At 47.5% G+C, this 24,377-nt stretch carries 19 protein-coding genes; 15 read left to right on the forward strand and 4 right to left on the reverse strand.

The features are described 5' to 3' along the window. A partial coding sequence (locus Q4Q49_RS20035) for a methyl-accepting chemotaxis protein (RefSeq protein WP_312000260.1) occupies nt 1–887 on the forward strand: 887 nt, incomplete at its 5' end. A gap of 182 nt (nt 888–1,069) precedes the next feature. Here the strand turns inward: Q4Q49_RS20035 and Q4Q49_RS20040 are convergent. After that, nucleotides 1,070–2,068 carry a LysR family transcriptional regulator gene (locus Q4Q49_RS20040; protein ID WP_312000261.1) on the reverse strand — a complete coding sequence of 333 codons (999 nt, stop codon included), beginning with the start codon at nt 2,066–2,068 and terminating at the stop codon, nt 1,070–1,072. A gap of 138 nt (nt 2,069–2,206) precedes the next feature. Here Q4Q49_RS20040 and Q4Q49_RS20045 point away from each other — a divergent pair, with 138 nt between their 5' ends. Further along, nucleotides 2,207–3,166, forward strand: coding sequence for a sodium-dependent bicarbonate transport family permease (locus Q4Q49_RS20045; RefSeq protein WP_312000262.1), 960 nt, complete (start codon nt 2,207–2,209; stop codon nt 3,164–3,166). A gap of 119 nt (nt 3,167–3,285) precedes the next feature. On the opposite strand, the gene Q4Q49_RS20050 is transcribed toward Q4Q49_RS20045, so the two are convergent. Together Q4Q49_RS20050 and glnE are read right to left on the reverse strand one after the other, a co-directional pair. Further along, on the reverse strand, nt 3,286–4,257 hold the full coding sequence (locus Q4Q49_RS20050) for a diguanylate cyclase (RefSeq protein ID WP_012586901.1): 972 nt from the start codon (nt 4,255–4,257) through the stop codon (nt 3,286–3,288). A gap of 117 nt (nt 4,258–4,374) precedes the next feature. Next, the gene (gene glnE / locus Q4Q49_RS20055; protein WP_312000263.1) at nt 4,375–7,230 is read right to left on the reverse strand and encodes a bifunctional [glutamate--ammonia ligase]-adenylyl-L-tyrosine phosphorylase/[glutamate--ammonia-ligase] adenylyltransferase; all 2,856 of its coding nucleotides are present in this window, start codon (nt 7,228–7,230) and stop codon (nt 4,375–4,377) included. Between the two features lie 238 nt (nt 7,231–7,468). Between glnE and Q4Q49_RS20060 the strand changes: the two genes are divergently transcribed. The 8 genes from Q4Q49_RS20060 (at nt 7,469) to Q4Q49_RS20095 (ending at nt 14,505) form a co-directional block, all read left to right on the forward strand. Further along, nucleotides 7,469–8,443 (forward strand): hypothetical protein, encoded by a 975-nt coding sequence (locus Q4Q49_RS20060; RefSeq protein WP_312000264.1) that lies wholly within the window; start codon nt 7,469–7,471, stop codon nt 8,441–8,443. 13 nt (nt 8,444–8,456) lie between these two features. Continuing rightward, nucleotides 8,457–9,356 (forward strand): DUF350 domain-containing protein, encoded by a 900-nt coding sequence (locus Q4Q49_RS20065; protein WP_006085958.1) that lies wholly within the window; start codon nt 8,457–8,459, stop codon nt 9,354–9,356. A 4-nt stretch (nt 9,357–9,360) separates the two neighbouring features. Further along, nucleotides 9,361–11,085 (forward strand): polyamine aminopropyltransferase, encoded by a 1,725-nt coding sequence (locus Q4Q49_RS20070; RefSeq protein WP_311889672.1) that lies wholly within the window; start codon nt 9,361–9,363, stop codon nt 11,083–11,085. A 78-nt stretch (nt 11,086–11,163) separates the two neighbouring features. Beyond that, a complete protein-coding gene (locus tag Q4Q49_RS20075; RefSeq protein ID WP_311889673.1) occupies nt 11,164–11,577 on the forward strand; it encodes a DUF2170 family protein in 414 nt (137 codons plus the stop codon). An 11-nt stretch (nt 11,578–11,588) separates the two neighbouring features. Further along, nucleotides 11,589–12,278 carry a PspA/IM30 family protein gene (locus tag Q4Q49_RS20080; RefSeq protein ID WP_312000265.1) on the forward strand — a complete coding sequence of 230 codons (690 nt, stop codon included), beginning with the start codon at nt 11,589–11,591 and terminating at the stop codon, nt 12,276–12,278. Nucleotides 12,279–12,440: 162 nt separating this feature from the next. Then, nucleotides 12,441–13,094, forward strand: coding sequence for a DUF4178 domain-containing protein (locus Q4Q49_RS20085; RefSeq protein WP_006082927.1), 654 nt, complete (start codon nt 12,441–12,443; stop codon nt 13,092–13,094). Between the two features lie 101 nt (nt 13,095–13,195). Beyond that, the gene (locus tag Q4Q49_RS20090) at nt 13,196–13,525 is read left to right on the forward strand and encodes a hypothetical protein (protein ID WP_006082928.1); all 330 of its coding nucleotides are present in this window, start codon (nt 13,196–13,198) and stop codon (nt 13,523–13,525) included. Nucleotides 13,526–13,680: 155 nt separating this feature from the next. Further along, nucleotides 13,681–14,505, forward strand: a complete 825-nt coding sequence (locus Q4Q49_RS20095; protein ID WP_006082929.1) for an ion transporter — start codon at nt 13,681–13,683, stop codon at nt 14,503–14,505. Nucleotides 14,506–14,650: 145 nt separating this feature from the next. Here the strand turns inward: Q4Q49_RS20095 and Q4Q49_RS20100 are convergent, their stop codons facing one another. Beyond that, the gene (locus Q4Q49_RS20100; protein WP_312000276.1) at nt 14,651–16,147 is read right to left on the reverse strand and encodes a CYTH domain-containing protein; all 1,497 of its coding nucleotides are present in this window, start codon (nt 16,145–16,147) and stop codon (nt 14,651–14,653) included. Nucleotides 16,148–16,378: 231 nt separating this feature from the next. Here Q4Q49_RS20100 and Q4Q49_RS20105 point away from each other — a divergent pair, with 231 nt between their 5' ends. From Q4Q49_RS20105 to Q4Q49_RS20125, 5 genes are all read left to right on the forward strand, one after another. Beyond that, on the forward strand, nt 16,379–17,059 hold the full coding sequence (locus tag Q4Q49_RS20105; RefSeq protein WP_006082931.1) for a TIGR00153 family protein: 681 nt from the start codon (nt 16,379–16,381) through the stop codon (nt 17,057–17,059). A 25-nt stretch (nt 17,060–17,084) separates the two neighbouring features. Then, nucleotides 17,085–18,374 carry an inorganic phosphate transporter gene (locus Q4Q49_RS20110; protein ID WP_006082932.1) on the forward strand — a complete coding sequence of 430 codons (1,290 nt, stop codon included), beginning with the start codon at nt 17,085–17,087 and terminating at the stop codon, nt 18,372–18,374. A 227-nt stretch (nt 18,375–18,601) separates the two neighbouring features. Further along, nucleotides 18,602–19,150 carry a TIGR04211 family SH3 domain-containing protein gene (locus Q4Q49_RS20115; RefSeq protein WP_259216056.1) on the forward strand — a complete coding sequence of 183 codons (549 nt, stop codon included), beginning with the start codon at nt 18,602–18,604 and terminating at the stop codon, nt 19,148–19,150. A 523-nt stretch (nt 19,151–19,673) separates the two neighbouring features. Then, nucleotides 19,674–22,868 carry a bifunctional proline dehydrogenase/L-glutamate gamma-semialdehyde dehydrogenase PutA gene (putA, locus tag Q4Q49_RS20120; protein WP_312000266.1) on the forward strand — a complete coding sequence of 1,065 codons (3,195 nt, stop codon included), beginning with the start codon at nt 19,674–19,676 and terminating at the stop codon, nt 22,866–22,868. 756 nt (nt 22,869–23,624) lie between these two features. Further along, on the forward strand, nt 23,625–24,365 hold the full coding sequence (locus tag Q4Q49_RS20125) for a hypothetical protein (protein ID WP_259483508.1): 741 nt from the start codon (nt 23,625–23,627) through the stop codon (nt 24,363–24,365). Nucleotides 24,366–24,377: the final 12 nt, after the last annotated feature.

Here is a 24,377-nt window from a genome sequence, read left to right on the forward strand (position 1 = left end):
AACTGATGCAAGCACTAGCAAAAATGCAGCAGAACCTGCGCGATACCTTATCCCACATCGCAAACTCCTCTAACCAGCTCGCCTCCGCCGCCGAGGAACTCAATTCTGTGACTGAAGATGCATCCCGCGGTATACAACAACAAAATGATGAAATACAACAGGCTGCAACCGCAATTACCGAGATGAGTTCGGCGGTGGATGAAGTCGCCAATACCGCAATCCTCGCTTCAGAAGCCTCAGAAGAAACCGCCCGCAATACTGAATTAGGTAAAAAACAAGTAGATCAAACCGTCGCCGCCATTATCGACATGAATCAGGATGTGACGCAAAGTTCGCAAATTGTCCAAACCTTAGCCATGCAAGCTGTCGATATTGGCAAAGTTATAGATGTGATCCGCGCGATTGCAGAACAAACGAATTTACTGGCCCTCAACGCAGCCATTGAAGCGGCACGAGCGGGCGATACTGGCCGTGGTTTTGCGGTCGTTGCCGATGAAGTGCGTGCACTAGCCCACCGCACTCAGTCGTCGACCCGCGAGATTGAAGACATGATCAACAAGATCCAGCACGGCACCGAAACCGCTGTACTATCGATGCAGCACAGTGGTCAAAAAGCGGAGCAAGCACTCGCTGTCGCCAGGCTCGCTGGGGATGCATTAAACACGATTAACACTCAAATCAGTACGATGAATAACAGCAATATGGTCATCGCAAGCGCCGCAGAAGAACAAGCGAAAGTCGCCCGAGAAGTCGATAAAAACATTGTGAACATTAGCGATCTCGCCAGCCAAAGCGCCGCGGGAGCCCAGCAAACCAGTGCATCGGCGCATGAACTATCAAGGTTAGCGGTTGAACTGAACAACCTACTGACGCGCTTTAAGGTGTAAAGTCGCCTGGTAAAGTCGTCTCGATTTAAGGCAAAAAGCCTCGCTTTTCGATTTGAAGCCAAATCTCGTTTTAGAATGGAACCAGAGGGTAACGCACAAGATGTGCTAAAAGACGTTACCCTCAATGTATAACCACATCTCTAACTTAATAAAATCATTCAGTATCAAAAACATGAACTCAGCTAAGTCCGAGTTTGCGGCGCATGATTAAAGTGCATAGCCAGTTCACTGATATCGGCGGCAACCCATTCTGGCTCGATACACTCGGCCAAATGCGCCGCCATAAAGTCCACCAGCTGCATGGCGGCATAGGGCAAGCGGCGATCTTTGCGGCCAACCAGATACCAGTTACTTTCGAGCGGAAAACCCGTTACCGGCAAAATAGCCGGTTTTTCGCGCCCTTCTTGCAGCGTGTGCGCCGAAATCACCGACAACCCCAAGCCCGACGCGACGCTTAAGCGTATCGCCTCATTGCTCTCAATTTGCATAGTGTCACCGAGCGTGATGCCTTGACCGCTGCACCAAGACTCGAACATCAAGCGGGTGGCAGAACCTGGCTCGCGCACGATAAAACGCTCATGTTTAAGATTGTTAAAACTCACTTGCTCACGGCCCACCGCCCAATGATCCTTTGGCGCAATCAATTGCAGCGGGTTTTTAATGATCCGCGCAGATAGCACGTTATCGCCACTAGGTGGATGACTAAACAAATATAAATCATCTTCTTGGCGCTCAAATCGGCCTAATACATGGGCACGGTTACCTATATTTAAGGTCACTTTAACCTGCGGAAACTGCCGATAAAAAGCCCCTAAAATCCGTGGTAACACGTATTTGGCGGTAGTGACGATACCAATATTGACATGCCCAACGCTGCCACCTTTAGCCTGCTGCATAAAGGCATCGAAATCCTCAAAACGACTCAAGGTATCGCAGGCTGCGCGGTAGAGTTCATTGCCAATCAAGGTCGGTAACATGCGGCCTTCACGACTCTCGAGTAACGGCTCACCCAATACATCGGCCAGCTTTTTAAGCTGTAATGACACTGTGGGTTGGGTTAAATGCAAGGCCCTCGCCGCTGCGGAAATATTGCCTAACCGCACCACTTGCACATACACCTGCAGCAAACGGAAACTCAAGTGCCGCAATTTAAGCTGAGTCGATGACGAACGCTTATCCATAGACAATTATCTATACCTACGTGGTAAACAATTTATTTTTCAATATAACCAATTAGGTCCAAAATCACCAGCCATCAGGACCACCCGACATTTAAGCCTGTTCTGCACGGCTTAAAAATCAAACTTAATGAGATACTTATGCCCGATATTGTCATTGCCTTTTTTGTCTTAGGCTTGTTAGCTGGCCTAGTGAAGTCAGATCTTAAAGTCCCCCCCGCGATCTACGAAACCCTATCCATACTGTTAATGCTCACTTTGGGCTTAAAGGGCGGAATGGCGCTCCACGGTCACACCCAAAACTTAGTGATCACTGAGCTGTTAGCGGTTATTGCTTTAGGCTTTATTATCCCCTTGGCCTTATACCCAGTATTAACTCGGCTGGTTCGCATTGGCCACACTGATGCTATTAGCATTGCCGCCCATTACGGCTCCGTTAGCGCGGGAACCTTTGCGGTAGTGATGGCTATGGTGGAAAAATCAGGGCTGATCTTAAGGCCCGAAACCACCCTGTATCTCGTGCTACTAGAACTGCCGGCGATCATCGTGATGCTCTGGCTACACAGGTACTTAAGCGCCAAAAAAGCAATTGAAACATCACCCAAGAATGAAACTCAATCGAGCGTATTGCACGAAGCGTTAACCAGCCGCGGCGTTGTCTTACTCGTGGGCGGCGTAGTGATAGGTTGGCTTTACGGCCCAACGGGGCTTGCGCCGCTCACACCTGTGCTACTAGGCGGATTCAAAACTTTACTGGCATTATTTTTACTTGAAATGGGCTTAGTGACGGCCAAAGTGTGTTTGCCGCTACCACTAAAACAATGGCGCTTATTGGTGTTCGCCGCCGTAACGCCCTTTATATTGGCTTGGTGCGGTATCGCCGTAGGATTATGGTTGGACTTACCTTCTGGCAGCATTTTAGTGCTAGCGGCATTAAGTGCCAGTGCATCTTATATCGCAGCGCCTGCGGCCATTCGAGCCGCAATACCCGAAGCCAATATTGGACTGGCTATGCTGGCCTCACTCGGCATTACGTTTCCAATTAACGTGTTAATTGGCTTACCTTTATATCAACACTGGGTCATGCTCATTACGGCTTAATGGTGCAGCTTAGTGCTTGTTCGCCGAATAAAAACCAATGAAAAGGGAGACATTATTGTCTCCCTTTTCCTCTTGCTTAAGCACATATTATTTAAGGCACATCATTTAGGGCACATAATTTAAGGCGCATCACTGTGGTGCGCGGCTTTATCCTGATACATGGCTTTATCGGCGGAATCTAACAGATCCTCTAAGCTCACATCAGAATCTGGCGTCCAATGGGCGATACCAATACTGGTCGCTAAGCTATGTTGCTTAGGATGCTGTTGATTATATTGCTCAAGTAATTGCTTAAAACGCTCAATCACTCGATCGACTGTATCTCTATGCACAAAACTTAATAGCACCACAAACTCATCACCGCCAAGCCTTGCAATCACATCCGACTCCCTAAAAGCGGTCATCAAGATATGGGCAAAATCGTATAACACTTGGTCGCCCTTGAGGTGACCAAAGTTGTCATTCACTTCCTTAAAGAAATCGAGATCGAAGAAGAGTAAGGCCGCCTCAGATTCGGTACGTCGACAACTCGCCAGCGCCTGATGGGCCAGTAACTCAAATCCACGCCGATTCGAAATCGTAGTCAAAGGATCTAAGGTGTTTTGCGCGATAGAGAGTAATTCCGCCTCCACCATTTCGCCTAAATCCGTCAAGGTTTCAATATCTTCAGCCGTAAACTCCCGCGGTTCAGTGCCGATTAAACACAAGGTCCCTACTCGATATTGCCTGTGAATGGTTAAGGGATAGCCAGCGTAGAAGCGAATATGCGGCTGCTCGGTCACCAGAGGATTGTCACTAAAGCGCGGATCTTTGAGGGCGTCGTTTACGATAAAAATATCGTCTTGATTGATCGCATGGCCACAAAATGAAATTTCCCTTGGTGTTTCAGTCACCTCCAATCCTTGGCGAGATTTAAACCACTGCCGCTCGGCATCCACTAAGGTCACAACACAAATCGGCAAAGAGAAAATTCTGCGCGTGAGCCGAGTAATACGATCGAAACGTTCCTCGGCATCGGTGTCGAGCACATTGAGTGCGCGTAACGTGGCCAAACGTTGCAGCTCGTTTTCAGGGATAGTAGGTAATTGCATGGTGCTCTCTGCTAACTGCTCTCATTAAACTCTAGCCTAAATTGTGCATTCTTGCGGTGTTAAGGCTGATATTCGTTTCAGCCTTACTCCCTTTAAATGACTGTATAGATGACTGTACTATTCAAGCACAGCACGGTAGATATTGAGCACTCGCTCGGCATGTTCCTCAACCTCTAACACAGGTAACTGCCCCGCCTTTTGTTGCAGAGTCAGTCGATGATTTTCATCCCTGAGTAAGCAATAGGTTTGGGTTAAATGCTGGGCACTCATCATAGGTAAGAGTTCAAGCTCAGCCAACACCCCAAAAATCCGCACATTGTCAGACCAAATCGTCAGCTCAGGATACTCATGGGCATTAGCCAGCACTAAGTACTGGGCGATAAACTCGATATCTGCAATACCGCCGGGACTCTGTTTTAGATCAAACATGCCATCGCTGGCTTTGAGCAAGTGATCACGCATCTTCTGACGCATCTCACGTACTGCTTTTTGCAGCTCAGTTTTATCCCGTGGTTTTTCCAATACCGAGGCGCGAATTCGGCTAAATTTGACCGCTAAGCTATTGTCGCCGAAAACAAAACGCGAGCGCACTAAGGCTTGATGTTCCCACGTCCACGCCTCGTTAGCTTGGTATTCGCCAAAGCGTTCTATCTCACTAACCATCAAACCCGAGGCGCCAGAAGGACGCAAACGCATATCCACTTCATACAACTCACCCGAAGTGGTACGAGTAGAGAACAAATGCAGAATACGCTGGGCAAGTTTGAGGTAGAAATGGCCAACTTCAATCGGCCGTTCACCATTGGTCTGGCTGTTATCTGCTTTGTTTTCACACAGGAAAACTAAATCGAGATCAGAGCCGTAACCTAATTCGATTCCACCGAGCTTGCCATAACCAACAACGGCAAAACCTGTGTCATTGCCCTCAAGGAGAGCGGGCACGCCGTGACGCACGGAAACCTGTTGCCACGCCTGCATCACCACTTGTTCTATAATGGCTTCGGCTAAAAAGGTTAAGTGATCGCTCACTTGCATCACAGGTAAAACCCCAGTGACATCGGCGGCGGCGATTTTAAGTTGTTGTGACAGCTTAAATTGTCGCAGCGCTTCCATCTGCTGCTCCATATCATCCTCGGGCACACGCAACATGTATTGGCGCAGCTCGCTAGGATAATCATCGATGGAGGTTGTGTCATAAAGCTGCGATGGATCGATAAGCTCATCGAGCAACATGGGAAACTTAGCCAACTGCGCGGCAATCCAAGGGCTGGCGCAGCACAGGCTCACTAACTGTTGCCGTGCGCCAGGGTTTTCACATAAAAGCTCAAGGTAAGTGGTGCGAGTTAAAATCTGCTCCAGCACCTTAGACACGGGCTCAAAGGCAGCCGATGGACTCTGTTGATTAATCAACTCTTCCAATAATCTTGGCATTAATTTATCTAAGGTTTCCCGCCCGCGTGGACCAATGGAACGCTTAGTGACAGTCTCACGCCAACTGCTGAGCATAGGGCACAGCTTGTCATCGTCGATTTGCTGTTCGGCCAATAACGCGACGGCATCATCAATATCTTGCACATGCCACAGCTGCGTTGTCCAATGCTCGGCCTTTTCTTCGCCTTCTTCACCGCCCACAGTGGCTTTAAAATGACGATGAATTTTGCTCATCGCCGCTTCAATATGGGTGCGTAAATCGACCTCGTTGGCCATATCGAGCACATGGCACAATCGCGCCCAATCCAGCGGATTATTCGGCAAGGTTTGGGTTTGTTTATCGTCTATGGCTTGCAGTAAATTCTCGACTCGGCGCAGCAGTAAATAGCTGTGTTTAAGCTCATCGACCGCCAAATATTCAAACTGCCCTAAGCTGTAGAGCGTATCGATAGCGCCGAATAAACTCTGCTGACGCAGCGCAGGCTCGCGGCCACCACGAATTAATTGGAAACTCTGCACCACGAACTCGACCTCACGAATACCGCCCGCGCCGAGTTTAATATTGTCGGTCAAATGACGGCGACGCACTTCTTGGGCGATGAGTTGCTTCATTTTTCGCAGGGATTCAATCGCTGAAAAGTCGATATAGCGACGATACACAAAAGGTCTGAGCAGGCTGTGTAATTCATCGGAGAAATGGCTCCAAGGTCCGAGCGCACGCGCCTTGACCATGGCATAACGTTCCCAATCACGGCCCTGTTCTTGGTAATAATCCTCAAGGCCACTAAAACTCACCACCAGCGGGCCACTTTCACCGTAGGGGCGCAAACGCATATCCACGCGGAACACGAAACCATCGACGGTAACTTGGTCGAGCAAGTTCACTAACCTTTGTCCCATGCGGATAAAAAATTGTTGATTGTCTAAACTGCGACGCCCACCGACGGTTTCACCATGTTCAGGGAAAGTGAAAATCAAGTCGATATCGGAGGAGAAATTGAGCTCGCGGCCGCCTAACTTGCCCATGCCTAAAATCAGCAATGGCTGTGCATTGCCTTCTTTGTCCATCGGCGTGCCGTATTGGGCGCACATATCTTTATAGAGCCAATCGCGGGCGCAAATCACTAACGCTTCGGCAAGCGCCGACAGATCGAGCAGGGATGCTTCTAAACTGGCGTAGTCTAAAAAGTCACGCCAAGCTAAGCGCACCATTTGGTAGTTACGAAACCGTCGCAGGCTGGCTTTTGCCATCTCTTCAGTTGTGGCGCTGCTCAGCACTTCGTGTAACTCAAGATCAAAGTTTTTACGCTCAATCAAGCTTAACTCGCCGGCAAACAGCCTGTTAATCCACTCGGGATGTCGGCATAACTGGGCCGCCACGTAATCACTGAGCCCTAGAACCGTTTTGAGTTCTTGCTGCTGGGCAGGTATTAATTGCGCGAGTCCTTCGGACCATACTTCCTCTAACCGCAGCCAGTTGTGCTCAGCGGTTTGATTAACGAGAATAGACAATGACTTATTACTGTCTTTTTGCATGGTCATAATAATCCCTAACAAATTTAGCTATCGACATATTATGTCGTAAATGATATAGATTGACGCCACATCATGTTATGTTCGACGAGACTTGCAGCTACCTGATGTAGCACACAAATAAAGGTATCCCCTTTTATCTGTGGCATTTAAGGGTACTATAACCTGCGCGGCAGGCATATTGGGCAAGCAGATTATTATTGCCTGCAAGTATTTGAGTTTTATTTCATTACCATTTGGAGAAAACATGGCAGGAATGCTAACCCGTGTTCTCACATCGATACTGTTTTTAACCGTTACGCTATCGCTGACGGGTTGTGGCGATGACAGACAGGATAAAATCGCGAAGTATCAACAACTCACGCAGCAACGCCTCGCTACGCTCACGACGATGATCGATGACGGCCAGTTGCGTAACGCTAACCTATTAAAACAATACACCACACTGTTAAAGCAGCAGAAACCCGATTTAGCGCCTCTGCTTGATGAATTAGCAAAGGATTCTGGCACCCAAGGTCCCATGTATACCTCGCTGAAACGTCGATTAGATGAGTCGAAAGTAGCGAGTAACTTTGCCGATCTCGATCAACAGCTGGCCGAAGCGGAAAATCTTTATCAAGCCGCAGATCCCAGCCTGTTTAACGATATGTTGTCCGACCCTGTCAACGTGGTCGCCGATATGTCCGACGGCAAACTGGCCCGCGTGAATGCGATTAGCCGTGAGGCCGCTACATTAGCCAATGGCGGTGAAGATTTTGGTCCTGGTAGTCAACTCGTTGGTAATCCATCTTATGGTAGCTGGCAAACCGATTCGAGCGGCACGTCGTTTTGGGCTTGGTATGGCATGTATTCGATGTTTTCGAATGTGTTCAATCGCCCAATTTCCTACGATCGTTGGTCGGGTAACCGAGGTTACAGCTATTACAATGACGTAGGCCGTTATCGCTATACCTCACCCAAACAAGCGGATGCGCAAAATAAGACCTTCGAACAAACAAAAAAACGTTTCGACTCCCAAGGCAAGCGCTTCGACAGCCCTTATGCCAAACCGCGTACCGGTGGCACGGCGTTATCCCGTGAAAGTACCAGCGCCCCTAAGGCTAGCAACACCACAAGCGCAAGCAAGAGTTCGAATAGTAAGTTCCGCTCTAACTATGCAAAAGACAGCAGTTTCCGTAATTCCAGTAATCGCACGACCCGCAGTGTGCGCCGGGGCAAGTAACTAAGGATTTCCAATGACACTATTTCAGGATTTCGGTATCACACCAGAGCTAGCCATCATTCTGGCTATCGATCTCACCATAGCCGTAATTTTGCTAACGCTGATGCGTTATTTGCAAGGTTGGAGCGTTAAAGTTAACAGCAGTAAAGAACTGGCGGAGCGTGATAACTTTGCCTTCGGTATCAGTACCGCGGGCGCCGTTGCCGCATTGGGTATAGTGCTCACGGGCGCTATCACTGGTGCTGCCGCACACTCTTATCTGAATGAAGCCATTGGCATGAGCGCCTACGGTTTATTCGGCTTAGTGCTGATTAAACTGGGTCGTTTCCTCCACGATAAGATTGCGTTAAACGAGTTCGATAAGAACGAGCAAATCATCAAAGGCAATGTGTCTGTCGCAATTGTCGATGCCAGTGCTGCCATCGCCACTGCGATTATCATCCGCGCCGTGTTGTTATGGGCAGAAGACTTAACCCTAGATACCTTTATCGCTATCTTCAGCGCCTTTGCGATTTCGCAGTTGATGTTAGTGCTACTGACACGCTGGCGCGAAAACCGTTTTGCAAGCCGCAATCAAGACTCGTCAATGCAGCAAGCCTTAGTACAAGGTCATACAGCATTAGCACTGCGTCATGCGGGTTATATGATAGCCATGGCGCTGAGCTTTAACGCTGCCAGCCACTTTATTATATTCAATCCAACGGCTTATGTGACTAACGTGATCGGCTGGTTAGTGTTCTCAGTCATCATGCTGATCGCGCTTTCCTTACTGCTGTTCGTCGTGAAGAAACTGGTATTAGCCCGTATCGATTTAGCCGATGAAGTAGAAAGACAACACAATATCGGCATCGCCGCCGTTGAAATGGCGATCAGTATCGCTATCGCACTTATCCTTACGGCACTGATGGCCTAATCGAATGCAAGAAACCAGCTTAACCCCCTCGGCGGCTAAACCTAGCCGCCTAGGTTGGTTCGACGATGTCCTATTATTGGGCATCATGGCCGTATTAGCAGGCTGCGGCCTGATTTACGAATATCTTTTATCCCACTATGCGGGGCGCATTTTAGGCGCATTAGAAGCCGCCATCTACACCATGATTGGCTTGATGATAGTCTCCATGGGGCTAGGTGCCTTCGCCGCCCGTAAGATCCGTGATGCCTTTACTGGTTTTGTGATCTTAGAACTCACAGTCGCACTCTGTGGCTCACTCGCCATTTTAATCACAGCGGCGGTGATTGGTTTCGGCCAACAACTGCCCTTAATGATTGCCAACACCTTAGGTTTACCGCCAGATCAACTGCCCGAAGGCGGCATGATAGGCTCGCTGCAAAAACTCAGCGAATACCTACCCTATGTGTGGGGCGTGTTACTGGGCCTGATGATAGGTATGGAAATCCCACTGATCGCCAGGGTGCGCCAATCACTCTCTGACGAGCATTTGCTGCACAATGCGGGAACAATTTACGGCGCCGATTACATAGGTGCAGGCATAGGTGCCGCCATTTGGGTGGGCTTTATGCTTGCCATTGATATCCAACTTGCCGCCGCCTTAACCGCCAGCTTCAACTTATTGGCGGGTTTTGTGTTTATCTGGCGCTTCTGGCCTAAAATCCGCCGCCCTAAACTGCTTTTAACTGGGCACTTTATCGTGACAGGCATTTTACTCGTGTTAGCCATCCACGGCCCACGCTGGGAGCAAGAATTCAATAATTTGCTCTATAAAGACAAAGTGGTTTACGCCAAGGCGACACGTTTCCAGCAGTTGACCTTCACCGAGCGACTGCGCGGTAACGGTCTGCCGCCCGTTTATGCGTTATACATCAATGGTCGCTTACAGTTTTCGAGCATAGACGAACACATCTACCATGCGTTTCTCGTGCACCCTACACTCGCCGCCAGTGCTCGCCATAACAAGGTGTTGATCATTGGCGGTGGCGATGGACTCGGTCTTAAGCAAGTGCTGCGCTGGGAGCCTGAGCAAGTGACGCTGCTCGATCTCGATGTTGGACTAGTGCAATTATTTAAGTCGCCCGATACGGATATGCCCGAGCGTTTGAGCCGCGCTATGTTGACGCTCAACGGCAATGCGCTGAACGATCCCCGTGTTACTGTGATCAACGACGATGCATTTAATGGCGTCGATAAGCTGATTGCCACAGGCGTGAAATACGATGCGATTATTGTGGACTTGCCCGATCCGAGCCATCCCGATCTTAATAAGCTATATTCGGATTATTTCTACCGTAAATTAAAGGAACTTATGAGCAGTGATGGCGCTCTGACAGTACAGTCAACATCGCCTTACCATGCCCCTAAGGCCTTTATTTCGGTAGCAAAAACCTTGTCATTGGCAGGATTTGACGTCAAACAGTACCACCATAATGTGCCCAGTTTTGGCGAATGGGGCTGGAGTATCGCCACCGCAGGCGGACTCGATGCACAACACAGATTAGCTAAGTTAACTGAGCTACCCATCAAAGATGACTGGCTCACCTTAGGTTTAGTGGATGGTGCCTTTGAGTTTCCAGCCAATTTTTATCAAGATGCCGCCAAAATAAAACCCAATGAATTGGGTTCGTTGCAGCTGTATCACTACCATTTGCAAGATTGGTCCGAGAATCAGGGACTGAATCTTTTTTAATAGGATGAGATAGTGCTTGACATATTATGTCTCAGTGCTATCTTTGAACACAGACATAATATGTCAATAAGGACAAATATGAATATCCATACCCTTGCCAATCACCTCAACAGTCTTGGCAATAATAGCCAAACCGGCTTTCAATTCGATTGTTATCCTATTGATGGCGAAGTCGAAGTACTGCAAGTGAATGTGGTTGGCCGTGAAGAAATCCCAGTATTCGTATCGGTGACGGATAACCAGATTCTTTGCATCAGTTACCTGTGGGGCGAGAACGAAGTAAACCAAGAACGTCGCAGCGAAATGTTTGAAACCATGCTAGAGCTCAACATTCCAATGCCTCTGTCATCCTTTGCCAAAATTGATGACAAATACGTAGTTTACGGTGCGCTATCACTACAATCTAGCATGCTCGAAATCGAGCAAGAATTATCAGTTTTATCCGATAACTGTTTAGAAGTTATCGATGAAATGGTCGATTATCTGAAATAAGGAGCCACAAAATGGGCATTCTGAATAAAATTTTAACAGCGTTTCGTAGTGGTGCTACCGAAGTGGGTCAAGGCATCGTTGACGCAAACTCAACCCGTATTTTCGAACAGGAAATCCGTGACGCAGAAAAGCATTTAACCAATGCTAAACGTGAACTGACCGATGTCATGGCGAAAGAAATGCAAGCCAGCCGTGAAATCGACCGCCTGAAACGTTCGATTGCCGAACACGAAGGTTATGCGACTCAAGCGTTGGACAAAGGTAATGAAGCCTTAGCAATTGAAATTGCAGAGAAGATTGCCGAGTTAGATCAAGAGCTGTCTGAGCAACAAAGCGCCAACGATAGCTTTAGCGCCCATGCTGCACGTTTGAAAGATTTAGTGAAGAAAACCGAGCGCCAACTGTCTGATTATCAACGTCAGCTGAGCATGGTTAAAACCACTGAAAGCGTGCAAAAAGCCACGGCAACCATTACTGACTCGTTCGCGTCTAGCAACTCTAAGCTGCTGAACGCTAAAGATTCACTCGAGCGCATCAAGGCACGTCAGCAGCAGTTTGACGATCGTCTGAAAGCGGCAGAAACCTTAGCCGATGAAAACAGTGACAAGTCACTGCAATCTAAGCTAGCCGAAGCAGGTATTGGTGAGCAAAAGTCGAATGCAAATGCTGTGCTAGACCGAATCAAAGCACGTAAAAGCTAAGCAATGATTGACCGAATGCCGAGTCTCAGTGGGATCATCACCCCCTACTGACCTCGGCATTTTTTTGTTTCATCCGCATAAAATAATTGACCACTATTGCCCGTTACGATCCGCAGCCAATCGATTTGAAGCCGCACGCGAGCATAGTCAGCAGGAGTCACTATGGGATTTTTCAATAGTATTTTTGGTAAGAAAGCAGCGCCACAGCGCGAGCTCAATCACCCATCCCAGCTCAATGTGGGCGACATGATCTCAATTGATGACAGTTTTGCCCTGCCACCACAACTTCGTGGTCAACAATTGAGGGTCGAAGCCGTACATACCTACGAGTCTGAACGAAAACAGCAAACCGAATGGTTACTCAAAGGTCATGGCAGCGACACACTCTTTTTAAGTATCGAAGAAGACGACGAAACCTATCTCGCCTTTTCGATTAAGATTTCCCGCGCCCAAGTGGAACAGTTATTCGATCTTGAGCAGTTCAGCGCCCTGTTCGATGAACCGGGTCATGCCGAGTTAACCACTCAAATATTACCGGCCGACTTAGCGGAACAACTGGAACAATGGCTTGGAAAGCAATATCACCAAGTGACGTTTGCCGCTTTTGGCTATTTCCATCGTCAAGATTACCGCGGTCAAAAACCACCACAAGACGCCAATGGCGCCACGGGTGAGCCCTTCGAGTACTATTTACTGCTCGATGACGACGAAAGCTGCGCCGTCGAAGTGGAAGTCTACGAAGGTGGCGACACAGATGTTGTCTTGACCCTATATCGTCCACTGACGGATATTCGAGATTACTGGCCAGCGAAATAACCCAAAAATAAGATAAAGTGCGTGCTCGCACTTTATCGATAATCCCAATACAATCTCACAGATAAGCGCTAGAAACGGTTGATAGCAATAGGTAATACGCCATGAGTAAAACCAAACACCCTCTCCCCGAGCAATGGTTGAAGAACCAACAAGCCGCAAAGGCAACGCAAGTGGCTTTCGATCTCGATGAAAAATTTCAATACTCAATTCGTAAAGCCGCGTTAGATGCAGGCGTGAGCCCTTCGGATCAAATTCGCACTATTTTGGGCTTGAGCGTATCGAAGCGGCCATCGCGTCCGCGCCTTACCGTGTCACTCAATGCCGATGATTATGTGCAACTGGCAGAAAAATATGGGTTAAGCGCCGATTCACAGCTAGAAATTAAACGCCGTGTACTCGACGATTTAGTTCACTTTGTGGATGAAACCTAACGCCGCAATCACTTCACGCGCCAGCCCTTTATATAAATGGCTGGCGTGATTAATCGACAAATAGCCCTTTTATTGACTAAGACAATTTACTCATAGCCTAAAGTCTTTTACTTTAGTTGAGATATTCGCCGCACTTAACAGGGATCATGTTTGGCATGACAGATAAAACCCCATGGTCACTTCGCACCCTTGGCACCCCTTCACCATTCGAAATGGCGATGATGCTGTTATCCTTGCTGTCGGTGATCATAGTGCTCGTCATGACCTTCGGCCGCCTCGATAGCGAAACCTACCGCTTACTCTTTTTCGTCGATACCAGCATTTGTATGATCTTCATGATCAACTTCTTTATTGGGTTGGTCCGTGCTCGCGATAAGCGTTTTTTCATTCGGCACCATTGGATTGATTTTATTGCCAGTATTCCGGCAATTGAAGCCCTGCGCATGGCGCGGCTGTTCCAAATCCTGCGGGTAATACGCCTGATCCGCATGAGTCGTTCACTGCTGCTGCCGCTGATCAAACAACGTAAACAAGCCACCTTAGCCAGTTTGCTCGTCGCCATGGTGACGATTCTGACCTTAGCCTCAGTGATCATTTTGATCGTCGAAAGCGGCACCGAAGGCGCTAATATCCAAACCGCAGAACAAGCGATTTGGTGGGCGTTAGTCACTATCTCGACTGTCGGTTACGGCGATTATTATCCGGTGACGACAGCAGGCCATATCATAGGCGGTATTGTGATTGTCAGCGGCGTGAGTTTTTTCGGGGTGATCTCAGGTTATATGGCGTCGGTATTTGTCGCACCCGATGAAACTGAGCGTCAGGAACGCCAAGAGGCCCATAAAGCCGAAATAAAGTCAGAGCTTGAATTAGCCTTAGCGAGAATGGAAGAAAACCAGCAGAAAATGGAACAGAACCAAGCGCAAATGCTCGCAAAAATTGCAGAGCTTAAACAGGTTATCGAAACCAGAAATAACTGATTTAGCGAAGAATGGGCTAACAATCTACAAAAGAAAGGGCTCGATCCATATTGGATTGAGCCCTTAGTATTTTTCAGTGCCGAGCTAGAATCAGTGCTGCGCCAGTCAATAGACTTAGGATCAGTTCAACGTTATAAACATAACCCTACCAATAGGCCTGTTGCTGCATCGCATTACGACGTGTCGACTCCATGGCAAATAACAAACTCTGCTGTTTGTCTTCCAGCCATTCATTTAAATCGATATCCAACTCTCGGCTCGCATCCTGCACCGCGCGGTAACAGGCTAAGGTTTTAATCCCAAGCACTAAATCTTGCCAAGGTGCGCGAAATGCATCCCGTGATTTCGCCTCATATAAACTGCCATAGGCGTGACCAACTAAGATGCTCTCATCAAGCACTGCAGCCACTTGTAGGTAATTTGCGCTAGTCATGACAGTATTGAGTGGCATTACCTCAACGATCGCCATCCAAGAAGCTTGCTGGGCGCGGTCAGCATGCTGGCGTAAGCTAGGCTGATTGCTGATATCCACTTCACCGGCACTGACCTTAAGTAAAATCTCGACAATCGCCAGCTGTAATTGACCATATTCAGTTTGCTGCCACAAGGAGAGTAAACGTTCCGTTAGATGTATTTCACTCAGCTGCGCCATGAGTCGCGCTTTAACTTGGGCATGTTGGCCAAGTTTTGCGAATAAGCCCCTTTGGCTCCCAAGCAAGGCGGTTAGCGCCTGTGCTTGCTCGATAAAATCGAGCTGTTTTTCAATCGACATGAATTGACTCGACAGTGTCACATTCAATAATTCGAACTGACTTAAGGTCATCCGCAGTAGACGAATACAGGCGCGCATCCGCCACCACAGTGCCACACAGGCTTCGGGTTTGCTTTCCTCTGCAATCATGCTTTCTAATAATTGCCAACGCTCAAGCGCGGTTTCAAGCAAGATTTGGCAGTTTGCGGTTAAATCCTGTGTAGAAGAATCGCGGGGTTCAGCAAGAGGCAGAAATTCTAAAGCGGTTAAATCGAGCGGCTTAGCTTTACCCGCCAATCGATAGCCGCGCTGCGCCTTACTGGCTTTGCCTAAACGCACGGGCACCACACTCGCCACTTGCGTTGCCAGTTTAAGTAGCGCTTCGGTATCGCCACTGAGGAGTTCAAACTCTAACTCGCAAAGGGCTTCTTGCTGGCCATTAGCGGTGATTTCACCTATGTCTAACGCCACTTCAACCACGCTATTATCAATCTGAACATGCCAAGCGCGGCGATAAAAATCGGTGTGAAATATACAGGTCAACTGGGCTTGAGTGGCCGCTAAATCGGCATCGGCTGGCCAAATACTGGCTGGGAATAGACTTAAATCTGGGCTATCAGCTTGGATAGTCACATTATATTCGGGCCGCGAATGAATCCCGCCCACGACTTGTCCTGCGGTTTTTATGGTCTGCTCCCTGTGCGCATCGTAACCGCGCACCCGCAAACCCATGTCCCACTGACGCAGTTGTAAGTCAGGGGTGTCGAAGTAACCATTCGCCAAACGACGTTTACCTTGAGGTACGGCATTGTCGAGACTATCTAACTTATTTATCAGGGATTCTTGATATATCGGCAGGAAAAACAGTTTTAATTCAATCTCAGCATTCATTGCGTTACCGCTCATTTTGTCATCAAACATTCATTGATGCGTCATCTTTAGTTCATAATGTCACAAATGTGTCATAAAAATCCCGTAGGATTTGGTTTTGCAGTTGGTATATAACCCGTTAGAATAAAGCTGTCGTTTTTTCTGAAAAAACACAGTTTCAATACGCGGACGCATAGGTTAACATGCGCCCGCTTTTTCCAATAATGGAACAATCTAAATAGGTAAACGGCAATGCCAGTAAACTCTATTTTGGGCGTGTTTGCAAAATCGCCAATTAAGCCTCTTCAAGAGCACATGGACAAAGTACACGATTGTGCATCGTTACTCGTCGCCTTTTTCGAAGCCACTATCACAGGTAACTGGGACAGTGCGGTTCAATTACGTAAGCAAATTAGTTTAGCCGAGAAGCAAGCAGATTCACTGAAGCGTGAAATTCGCCTTACTCTGCCAAGCGGTTTGTTTATGCCAGTAGAACGTACAGATTTATTGGAACTTTTAACTCAACAAGACAAGATTGCCAACAAAGCAAAAGATATTTCTGGTCGTGTTATCGGCCGTCAGCTGTTAATCCCTCAGGTCATGCAAGTCCCTTTTATTGCTTATCTACAACGCTGTATTGATGCGGTAGCACTAGCAAAACAAGTCATTAATGAACTCGAAGATCTGTTAGAAACAGGTTTCCGTGGTCGTGAAGTCGACTTAGTGGCAAAAATGATCAACGAACTCGATATCATCGAAGAAGATACTGACGATCTACAAATTCAGTTACGCCGTCAGTTATTCGCCATGGAATCTGAATTGAATCCTGTCGATGTGATGTTCCTATACAAAACGATTGAGTGGGTCGGTGGTCTTGCAGATCTCGCCGAACGCGTCGGTTCACGTCTTGAGCTTATGCTGGCTCGCGTTTAACAAATAAGGTTATCAAGGTATCAATATGGTTGATGCAGGTATTGAGGTGGCTAACGTCTTAGTCACCAATGGCCCGTGGCTTATTGCCGTTGCGGCTGCATTTGGTTTTCTCATGGCATGGGGTATTGGCGCGAATGACGTTGCCAATGCGATGGGAACCTCTGTAGGTTCAAACGCAATTACGATCAAACAAGCGATTATTATCGCGATGATCTTTGAGTTTGCGGGCGCGTTTTTAGCGGGTGGCGAAGTCACCAGTACAATCCGTAATGGGATTATTGACCCCAGTTACTTCACTAATACACCTGAATTGCTGGTTTACGGCATGATAGGTTCGCTATTAGCGGCAGGTATTTGGTTAGTCGTCGCGTCTGCTTTAGGTTGGCCAGTATCGACTACACACTCTATTGTCGGCGCCATTATTGGTTTCGCGGCTGTTGGTGTAGGCACTGATTCGGTTGAATGGGGTAAAGTGGGCGGTATCGTAGGTTCATGGGTGATTACCCCTGCAATCTCAGGCTTTATGGCATTTATCATATTCCAAAGCGTACAGAAACTTATCTTCAACACTGATGACCCATTGAGTAATGCTAAGCGTTATGTGCCTTTCTATATGGCATTTGCTGGCTTTATGATGTCTTTAGTGACCATCCTTAAGGGCTTATCCCACGTGGGTATTCACTTAAGCGGCGCTGAAGCTTATATGTTAGCGGGCGCAATCGCGGTTGTGGTTGGTCTAGTGGGTAAAGTGGCAATTTCACGTTTAAAAATGAGCGACAAAACTGACCGTCAAACTCAGTTCAAAAACGTTGAAAAAGTGTTTGCGATCCTGATGGTACTGACAGCCTGTTGTATGGCTTTCGCCCATGGCTCAAACGACGTTGCCAACGCGATTGGTCCTTTAGCGGCGGTTGTTTCTGTCGTTAACAGCGGCGGTGAAATTGCATCAAAATCGCCATTAGTCTGGTGGATTTTACCTTTAGGTGCCGTAGGTATTGTGATGGGTCTGGCGATTTTTGGTCAGCGCGTGATGCAAACCATCGGTAAAAACATCACTCACCTGACGCCAAGTCGTGGTTTTGCGGCTGAATTAGCAGCGGCTTCGACAGTGGTTATCGCATCAGGCACAGGCTTACCTATCTCTACCACACAAACCTTAGTCGGTGCGGTATTAGGTGTGGGTATGGCCCGTGGTATCGCAGCGATTAACATCGGTGTAGTGCGTAATATCGTTGTGTCTTGGGTTGTGACCCTACCTGCAGGCGCAGGCCTATCAATCATCTTCTTCTACATGATTAAAGGTATCTTTAATTAAGAAGTTTCGCTAAATAAGTTGCTGAAGTTAAGTAGCATTAGCGCCTAGGACTAGAAGGTCATAGGAAAGATTGAGTGAAAAGGGAATGGTCATAGCATGGATGCAGTAAAGTTGAGGGAAGTCTATGACTTCCCTCTTGCATTACAGGCCTCAAATCCCTAGCATGTGCAGACTATTTCGTTGATGAGAATACAAAAGTGTTAAGACTCCTGACTCTGGTAGGAATGATGTTGCTGTCTTCCAACCTGCTGGCCGAAGGCCAATCCCGTTACATTTCGGATAACGTGTTCCTTTATCTTTTAGGTGGTCCTGGTACTGAGTTCCGAATTCTTGGCTCAATTGAAGCCGGTCAACCTGTGACACTGCTCAACGAAACCCAAGGTGATTACTCTAAAATCATCGACCATAAAGGCCGTGAAGGTTGGGTACAAACTAACTTAATCAGCTCGACTCAGAGTTTCCGTGAACAAGTGCCAGCGTTAACCACTGAGCTTGCACAAGCTAAAGCTAAGCTAGCGGAAGTATCAAGTTCAACGGATAACCACGCCGACGAAGTGACCGAATTGAAGGCTAAGCTAAGCGAGTTAGAAACAAACCTAGCCAAAACCACTCAAGAGCGTGATCAACTGAAGAATGCTGTAGATCGCACCGCCCAAGACGAGCGTTTTGAACTTTGGCGTCAAGGTGGGTTAATCGCAGGTTTAGGTTTAATCCTAGGCATTATTTTAGTGTATTTACCCAGACCACAACGTCGTAGTAAAAAACGTTGGATGTGAGTCTGACACACAAAAAGTCTTAATTTACCTTCCAAAAGCCAGTGTTTTCAAACACTGGCTTTTTTGTCAATCAAGCGTTACATCGACTTATACCAATCACCTTAAATATCTAATCAGTTCAGAGCCTCACAGGCATCTCAATCCAAGGCGCATTGACGCAGAAATGGTCATTCCCTTTTAAGTCAATGCAACACGGGAGTGGGATGCCTGTGAGGCTCCCGAAGGGCGGGTTTCAACGCGCTTTATACTGCGTTTAAGGCTTTCGACAGAGCACCACTATGCCTTCAAGCCTTCGCCTTGTCTAAAGCGCGTTGAACTCCCGCTGAATGAACAGATATTTAATACGATTGGTATTATTAACAAGCCAATCAAACAAGCTTCACAATCTTTCACGCTATAGTGTTGTCCGTCACATTTTGGTTGTATAATCGGCGCGCGCAAACCTTCATATTGTATACAAAATATCAAATGCGTTTAGCGCCTCCCAATTTGTTTCAACAATAGCGCCCCAATAACGGCCAAGATGGAAGCGATAACTATGTTCAAAGCGAGTGAAGTGCTGGCAGGCCGCTACGATTCTGCCAATCTCGACGAACTGTTCAAAGCGATCAGCGACAACTACATTGTCGATGAAGAACAATACTTGTCAGAGTTGATCAAACTAGTTCCCTCAAGTGATGAAGCCATAGAGCGCGTCACTCGTCGTGCCCACGAACTGGTTAACAAGGTTCGTCAATTCGATAAAAAAGGTCTGATGGTTGGCATAGATGCCTTCCTGCAACAGTACAGCTTAGAAACACAGGAAGGCATTATCCTGATGTGTTTAGCCGAAGCGCTGCTGCGTATTCCCGATGCGGCCACAGCCGATGCACTGATTGAAGATAAGCTTTCAGGCGCTAAGTGGGATGAGCACATGAGTAAGAGTGACTCTGTACTCGTTAACGCATCGACCTGGGGCTTAATGCTGACAGGTAAAATCGTCAAACTCGATAAAAAAATCGATGGCACCCCAAGCAACTTACTGAGCCGATTAGTAAATCGTCTCGGCGAACCCGTGATCCGCCAAGCCATGATGGCCGCGATGAAGATCATGGGTAAGCAGTTCGTACTGGGCCGCAACATGAAAGAAGCCCTGAAGAACAGCGAAGACAAGCGTAAGTTAGGCTATACCCATTCCTACGACATGCTGGGTGAAGCGGCGTTAACGCGCAAAGATGCCGAAAAATACTATACCGATTACGCCAATGCGATCACTGAGCTCGGTGCTCAAAGCTATAACGAAAATGAATCACCGCGCCCAACGATCTCAATCAAGCTATCGGCATTGCACCCACGTTACGAAGTGGCCAATGAAGACCGCGTTTTAACTGAACTGTACGACACAGTTATCCGCCTGATAAAACTGGCTCGCGGCTTAAATATCGGTATTTCTATTGATGCTGAAGAAGTCGATCGCCTCGAGTTGTCACTTAAACTGTTCCAAAAACTGTTTAATTCAGAAGCGGCAAAAGGCTGGGGATTACTCGGTATAGTGGTGCAGGCTTACTCTAAGCGTGCCCTGCCCGTACTGGTTTGGTTAACGCGTCTTGCCAAAGAGCAAGGTGATGAAATCCCCTTGCGTCTGGTAAAAGGCGCCTATTGGGATAGCGAACTGAAATGGGCCCAACAAGCAGGCGAAGCCGCTTACCCACTCTATACTCGCAAAGCCGGTACCGATGTTTCTTACCTCGCCTGCGCCCGCTACTTGCTATCGGATGCGACTCGCGGTGCTATCTATCCACAATTTGCTAGCCATAATGCGCAAACTGTGGCGGCGATTTCCGATATGGCAGGCGATCGTCACCATGAATTCCAACGCTTACACGGCATGGGACAAGAGCTGTACGACACTATTCTGTCGGAAGCTGGCGCCAAATCGGTACGTATTTATGCGCCTATCGGTGCCCATAAGGATCTGCTGCCCTACTTAGTGCGCCGTCTGCTGGAAAACGGCGCTAACACTTCGTTCGTCCATAAACTGGTCGACCCTAAAACCCCAATCGAGTCTTTAGTGGTTCACCCACTCAAAACCCTGACGGGCTATAAAACCCTGGCTAACAACAAAATCGTTTTACCTACCGATATTTTCGGTAGCGATCGTAAAAATTCCAAGGGACTCAATATGAACATTATTTCCGAATCTGAGCCGTTTTTCGCAGCTTTAGAACAATTTAAAAATACCCAATGGCAAGCAGGTCCTCTGGTTAACGGTAAAACTTTAACTGGCGAACATAAAACGGTTGTTAGCCCATTCGATACCACTCAAACCGTGGGTCAAGTGGCCTTTGCCGATGATGCGGCCATAGAACAAGCACTGGCATCCGCCGAAACGGCATTTGCCTCTTGGGCACGTACGCCAGTTGAAACCCGTGCATCAGCACTGCAAAAGCTAGCGGATTTATTAGAAGAAAACCGTGAAGAATTGATCGCACTTTGTACCCGTGAAGCGGGCAAGAGCATTCAAGACGGTATCGACGAAGTCCGTGAAGCCGTTGATTTCTGTCGTTACTACGCAGTACAAGCCAAGAAGATGATGGCGAAGCCTGAACTGCTTCCTGGTCCAACGGGAGAGCTAAACGAACTGTTCCTCCAAGGCCGCGGCGTGTTCGTGTGTATCAGCCCATGGAACTTCCCACTGGCTATCTTCTTAGGTCAAGTGTCAGCGGCATTAGCGGCGGGTAACACAGTTATCGCAAAACCCGCGGAGCAAACCTCGATTATTGGTTACCGTGCAGTGCAACTCGCTCACCAAGCAGGTATTCCTGTCGAGGTGCTGCAATTCCTACCGGGTACAGGTGCGACTGTGGGTAGCGCAATTACGGCCGATGAACGTATCGGTGGTGTGTGCTTTACCGGTTCAACTGGCACGGCAAAACTGATTAACCGTACACTGGCTAACCGTGATGGCGCGATTATTCCTTTAATCGCCGAAACTGGCGGTCAAAATGCCATGGTAGTGGACTCAACGTCGCAACCTGAGCAAGTGGTTAACGATGTGGTTTCATCGTCATTCACTAGCGCAGGTCAACGCTGTTCAGCACTGCGCGTACTTTTCCTCCAAGAAGACATCGCCGATCGCGTGATCGAAGTGCTGCAAGGCGCAATGGATGAATTAGTGATTGGCAACCCAAGCTCAGTGAAAACTGACGTAGGCCCAGTGATTGACGCCACCGCCAAAGCCAACTTAGATGCGCACATCGACCACATCAAGCAAGTCGGTAAGCTTATTAAGCAAATGCCGCTTCCTACTGGCACTGAGAACGGTCACTTTGTGTCGCCAACGGCGGTTGAAATCGATTCGATTAAAGTGCTTGAGAAAGAACACTTTGGCCCAATCCTGCACATTATCCGCTACAAGGCATCTGAACTTGCCCACGTGATCAACGAGATCAACAGCACAGGCTTTGGTTTAACCTTAGGCATCCACAGCCGTAACGAAGGCCATGCCCTCGAAGTAGCTGACAAGGTTAACGTAGGTAACGTCTACATCAACCGTAACCAAATCGGCGCTGTGGTTGGCGTACAGCCTTTCGGCGGTCAAGGCCTGTCTGGTACTGGCCCTAAAGCCGGTGGCCCACACTACTTAACTCGCTTCGTGACTGAAAAGACTCGCACTAACAACATCACCGCTATCGGTGGTAATGCGACCCTGCTGTCACTGGGTGATAGCGAAGAATAAGCTCTCTCACCTGTGAGAGTTGAACAAAAGCCAGACTGAGTCTGGCTTTTTTATTACATTAATTAAAATCAAAGTCGTGGGGCTTCACCCCTTAATTTTTAATAAAAAGTCGACCAAGGAGGACTGCTCGTCCTATCTTCCTTGCTCTTGTTTTCACTAGCAGCCAAGACGCCCCTTGCGAAGTTACATGCATTTGAGACTGGTTTTGAAGGGTAAGGTGAACTTCTGTAGTCTCTGTGTCGGCAGTTAATCCTTAAAGAGTTATGCATGTTCCATATTTTTCTCTTTTCTGATTCGCAAAAAGATTAAGTACTTGCATTCCAGTGACACGCCATAAACTCATCCCTGAGGGCTCGACGACGGCATCCTTGCCGCCCAACGGTCACTTTCATGCAAGTACTTAATCTCGTTAATTCCCGAGTATACCTGTCACTAAATTTAACAATGGATGTCTCAATAAAGTTCTATGGATGTCTCAATAAAGTTCTCAATAAAGTTCTATGCACGCTGCCAATTTAACAATAGGTGTCTCGTTAAACCACACATTATTTTCTTCAACGCCCAGCTTTAACTTAGCAGGGGATCGATGAACTTCCGAGACGGCAGAGTTAACTTCTCACATTGAAAGAGTTATACATGCCCTATCTCTTGGCTATTCCTCAGTGGCAACAGCGAACTCAAGAATAAGGTATTATTCCTCTTCTGGTTATCCCAATTTCGAAACCCTCGATCGGGATGTTTATAAAGGATATTGATATGGCGATACTTACATTTCCGATATTTTTCAACCTTTGGGAAGCTACCTCATCAGTAGCAATCATGAAAATGCTTGCTGAGCAGGCTGAAAAAAATGTAGTACGAGCGATTAAGGAAGTTGATTTAACCGGTGCAGTAACGGAAGGAACATACTGGGATGAAGTAACGAATGAACGTGGTGAAGATTTCACATTTGAGCAGACTTATTACTCATGTGGCTCATGTATTGGTTATGACCATGATGAGGTAAAATCAGAATACATACATTTAATCGCCCAACTCACTCGACGCTCAGCGTTTCTTACTATATTTGGGCTTTTCGAACATCGCATGAGTGAATGCCTAAAGCTTATGACGCACTTATGTAAATACACATACGAAAGCAAAAAAAAATTAGGCGTAGTTGAGAAAACACATTATGTTTTAAAAAATATCATTGGTGGTAGTGATATTGCAGATCTTGATCATCTCATAGTTATCCGAAATATTATGACTCACAACGATGGCGTCGCTACCGACTACAAAGAAATCTTAGTTCGAAAAGAAAGTAAGTCTGATGGAGAGAAAAGGCGAGTGCGAGCCATACGCAGAGCTGAAGACGACAAATCAGGAATATCAGTAAATTACCGCAATAAAGTTCTTATGAATGACAGATTTTTGATGTACACCGTTGGTGAGATTCAACGATATGTTGATAGCTTGGAAGCAGCAGTTCAGACCTATTACAAGACTCATAGTTAAATGTTTAGATGT

It is taken from the genome of Shewanella sp. SP1S1-7 (assembly GCF_031932105.1).
GTDB lineage: Bacteria > Pseudomonadota > Gammaproteobacteria > Enterobacterales > Shewanellaceae > Shewanella > Shewanella baltica.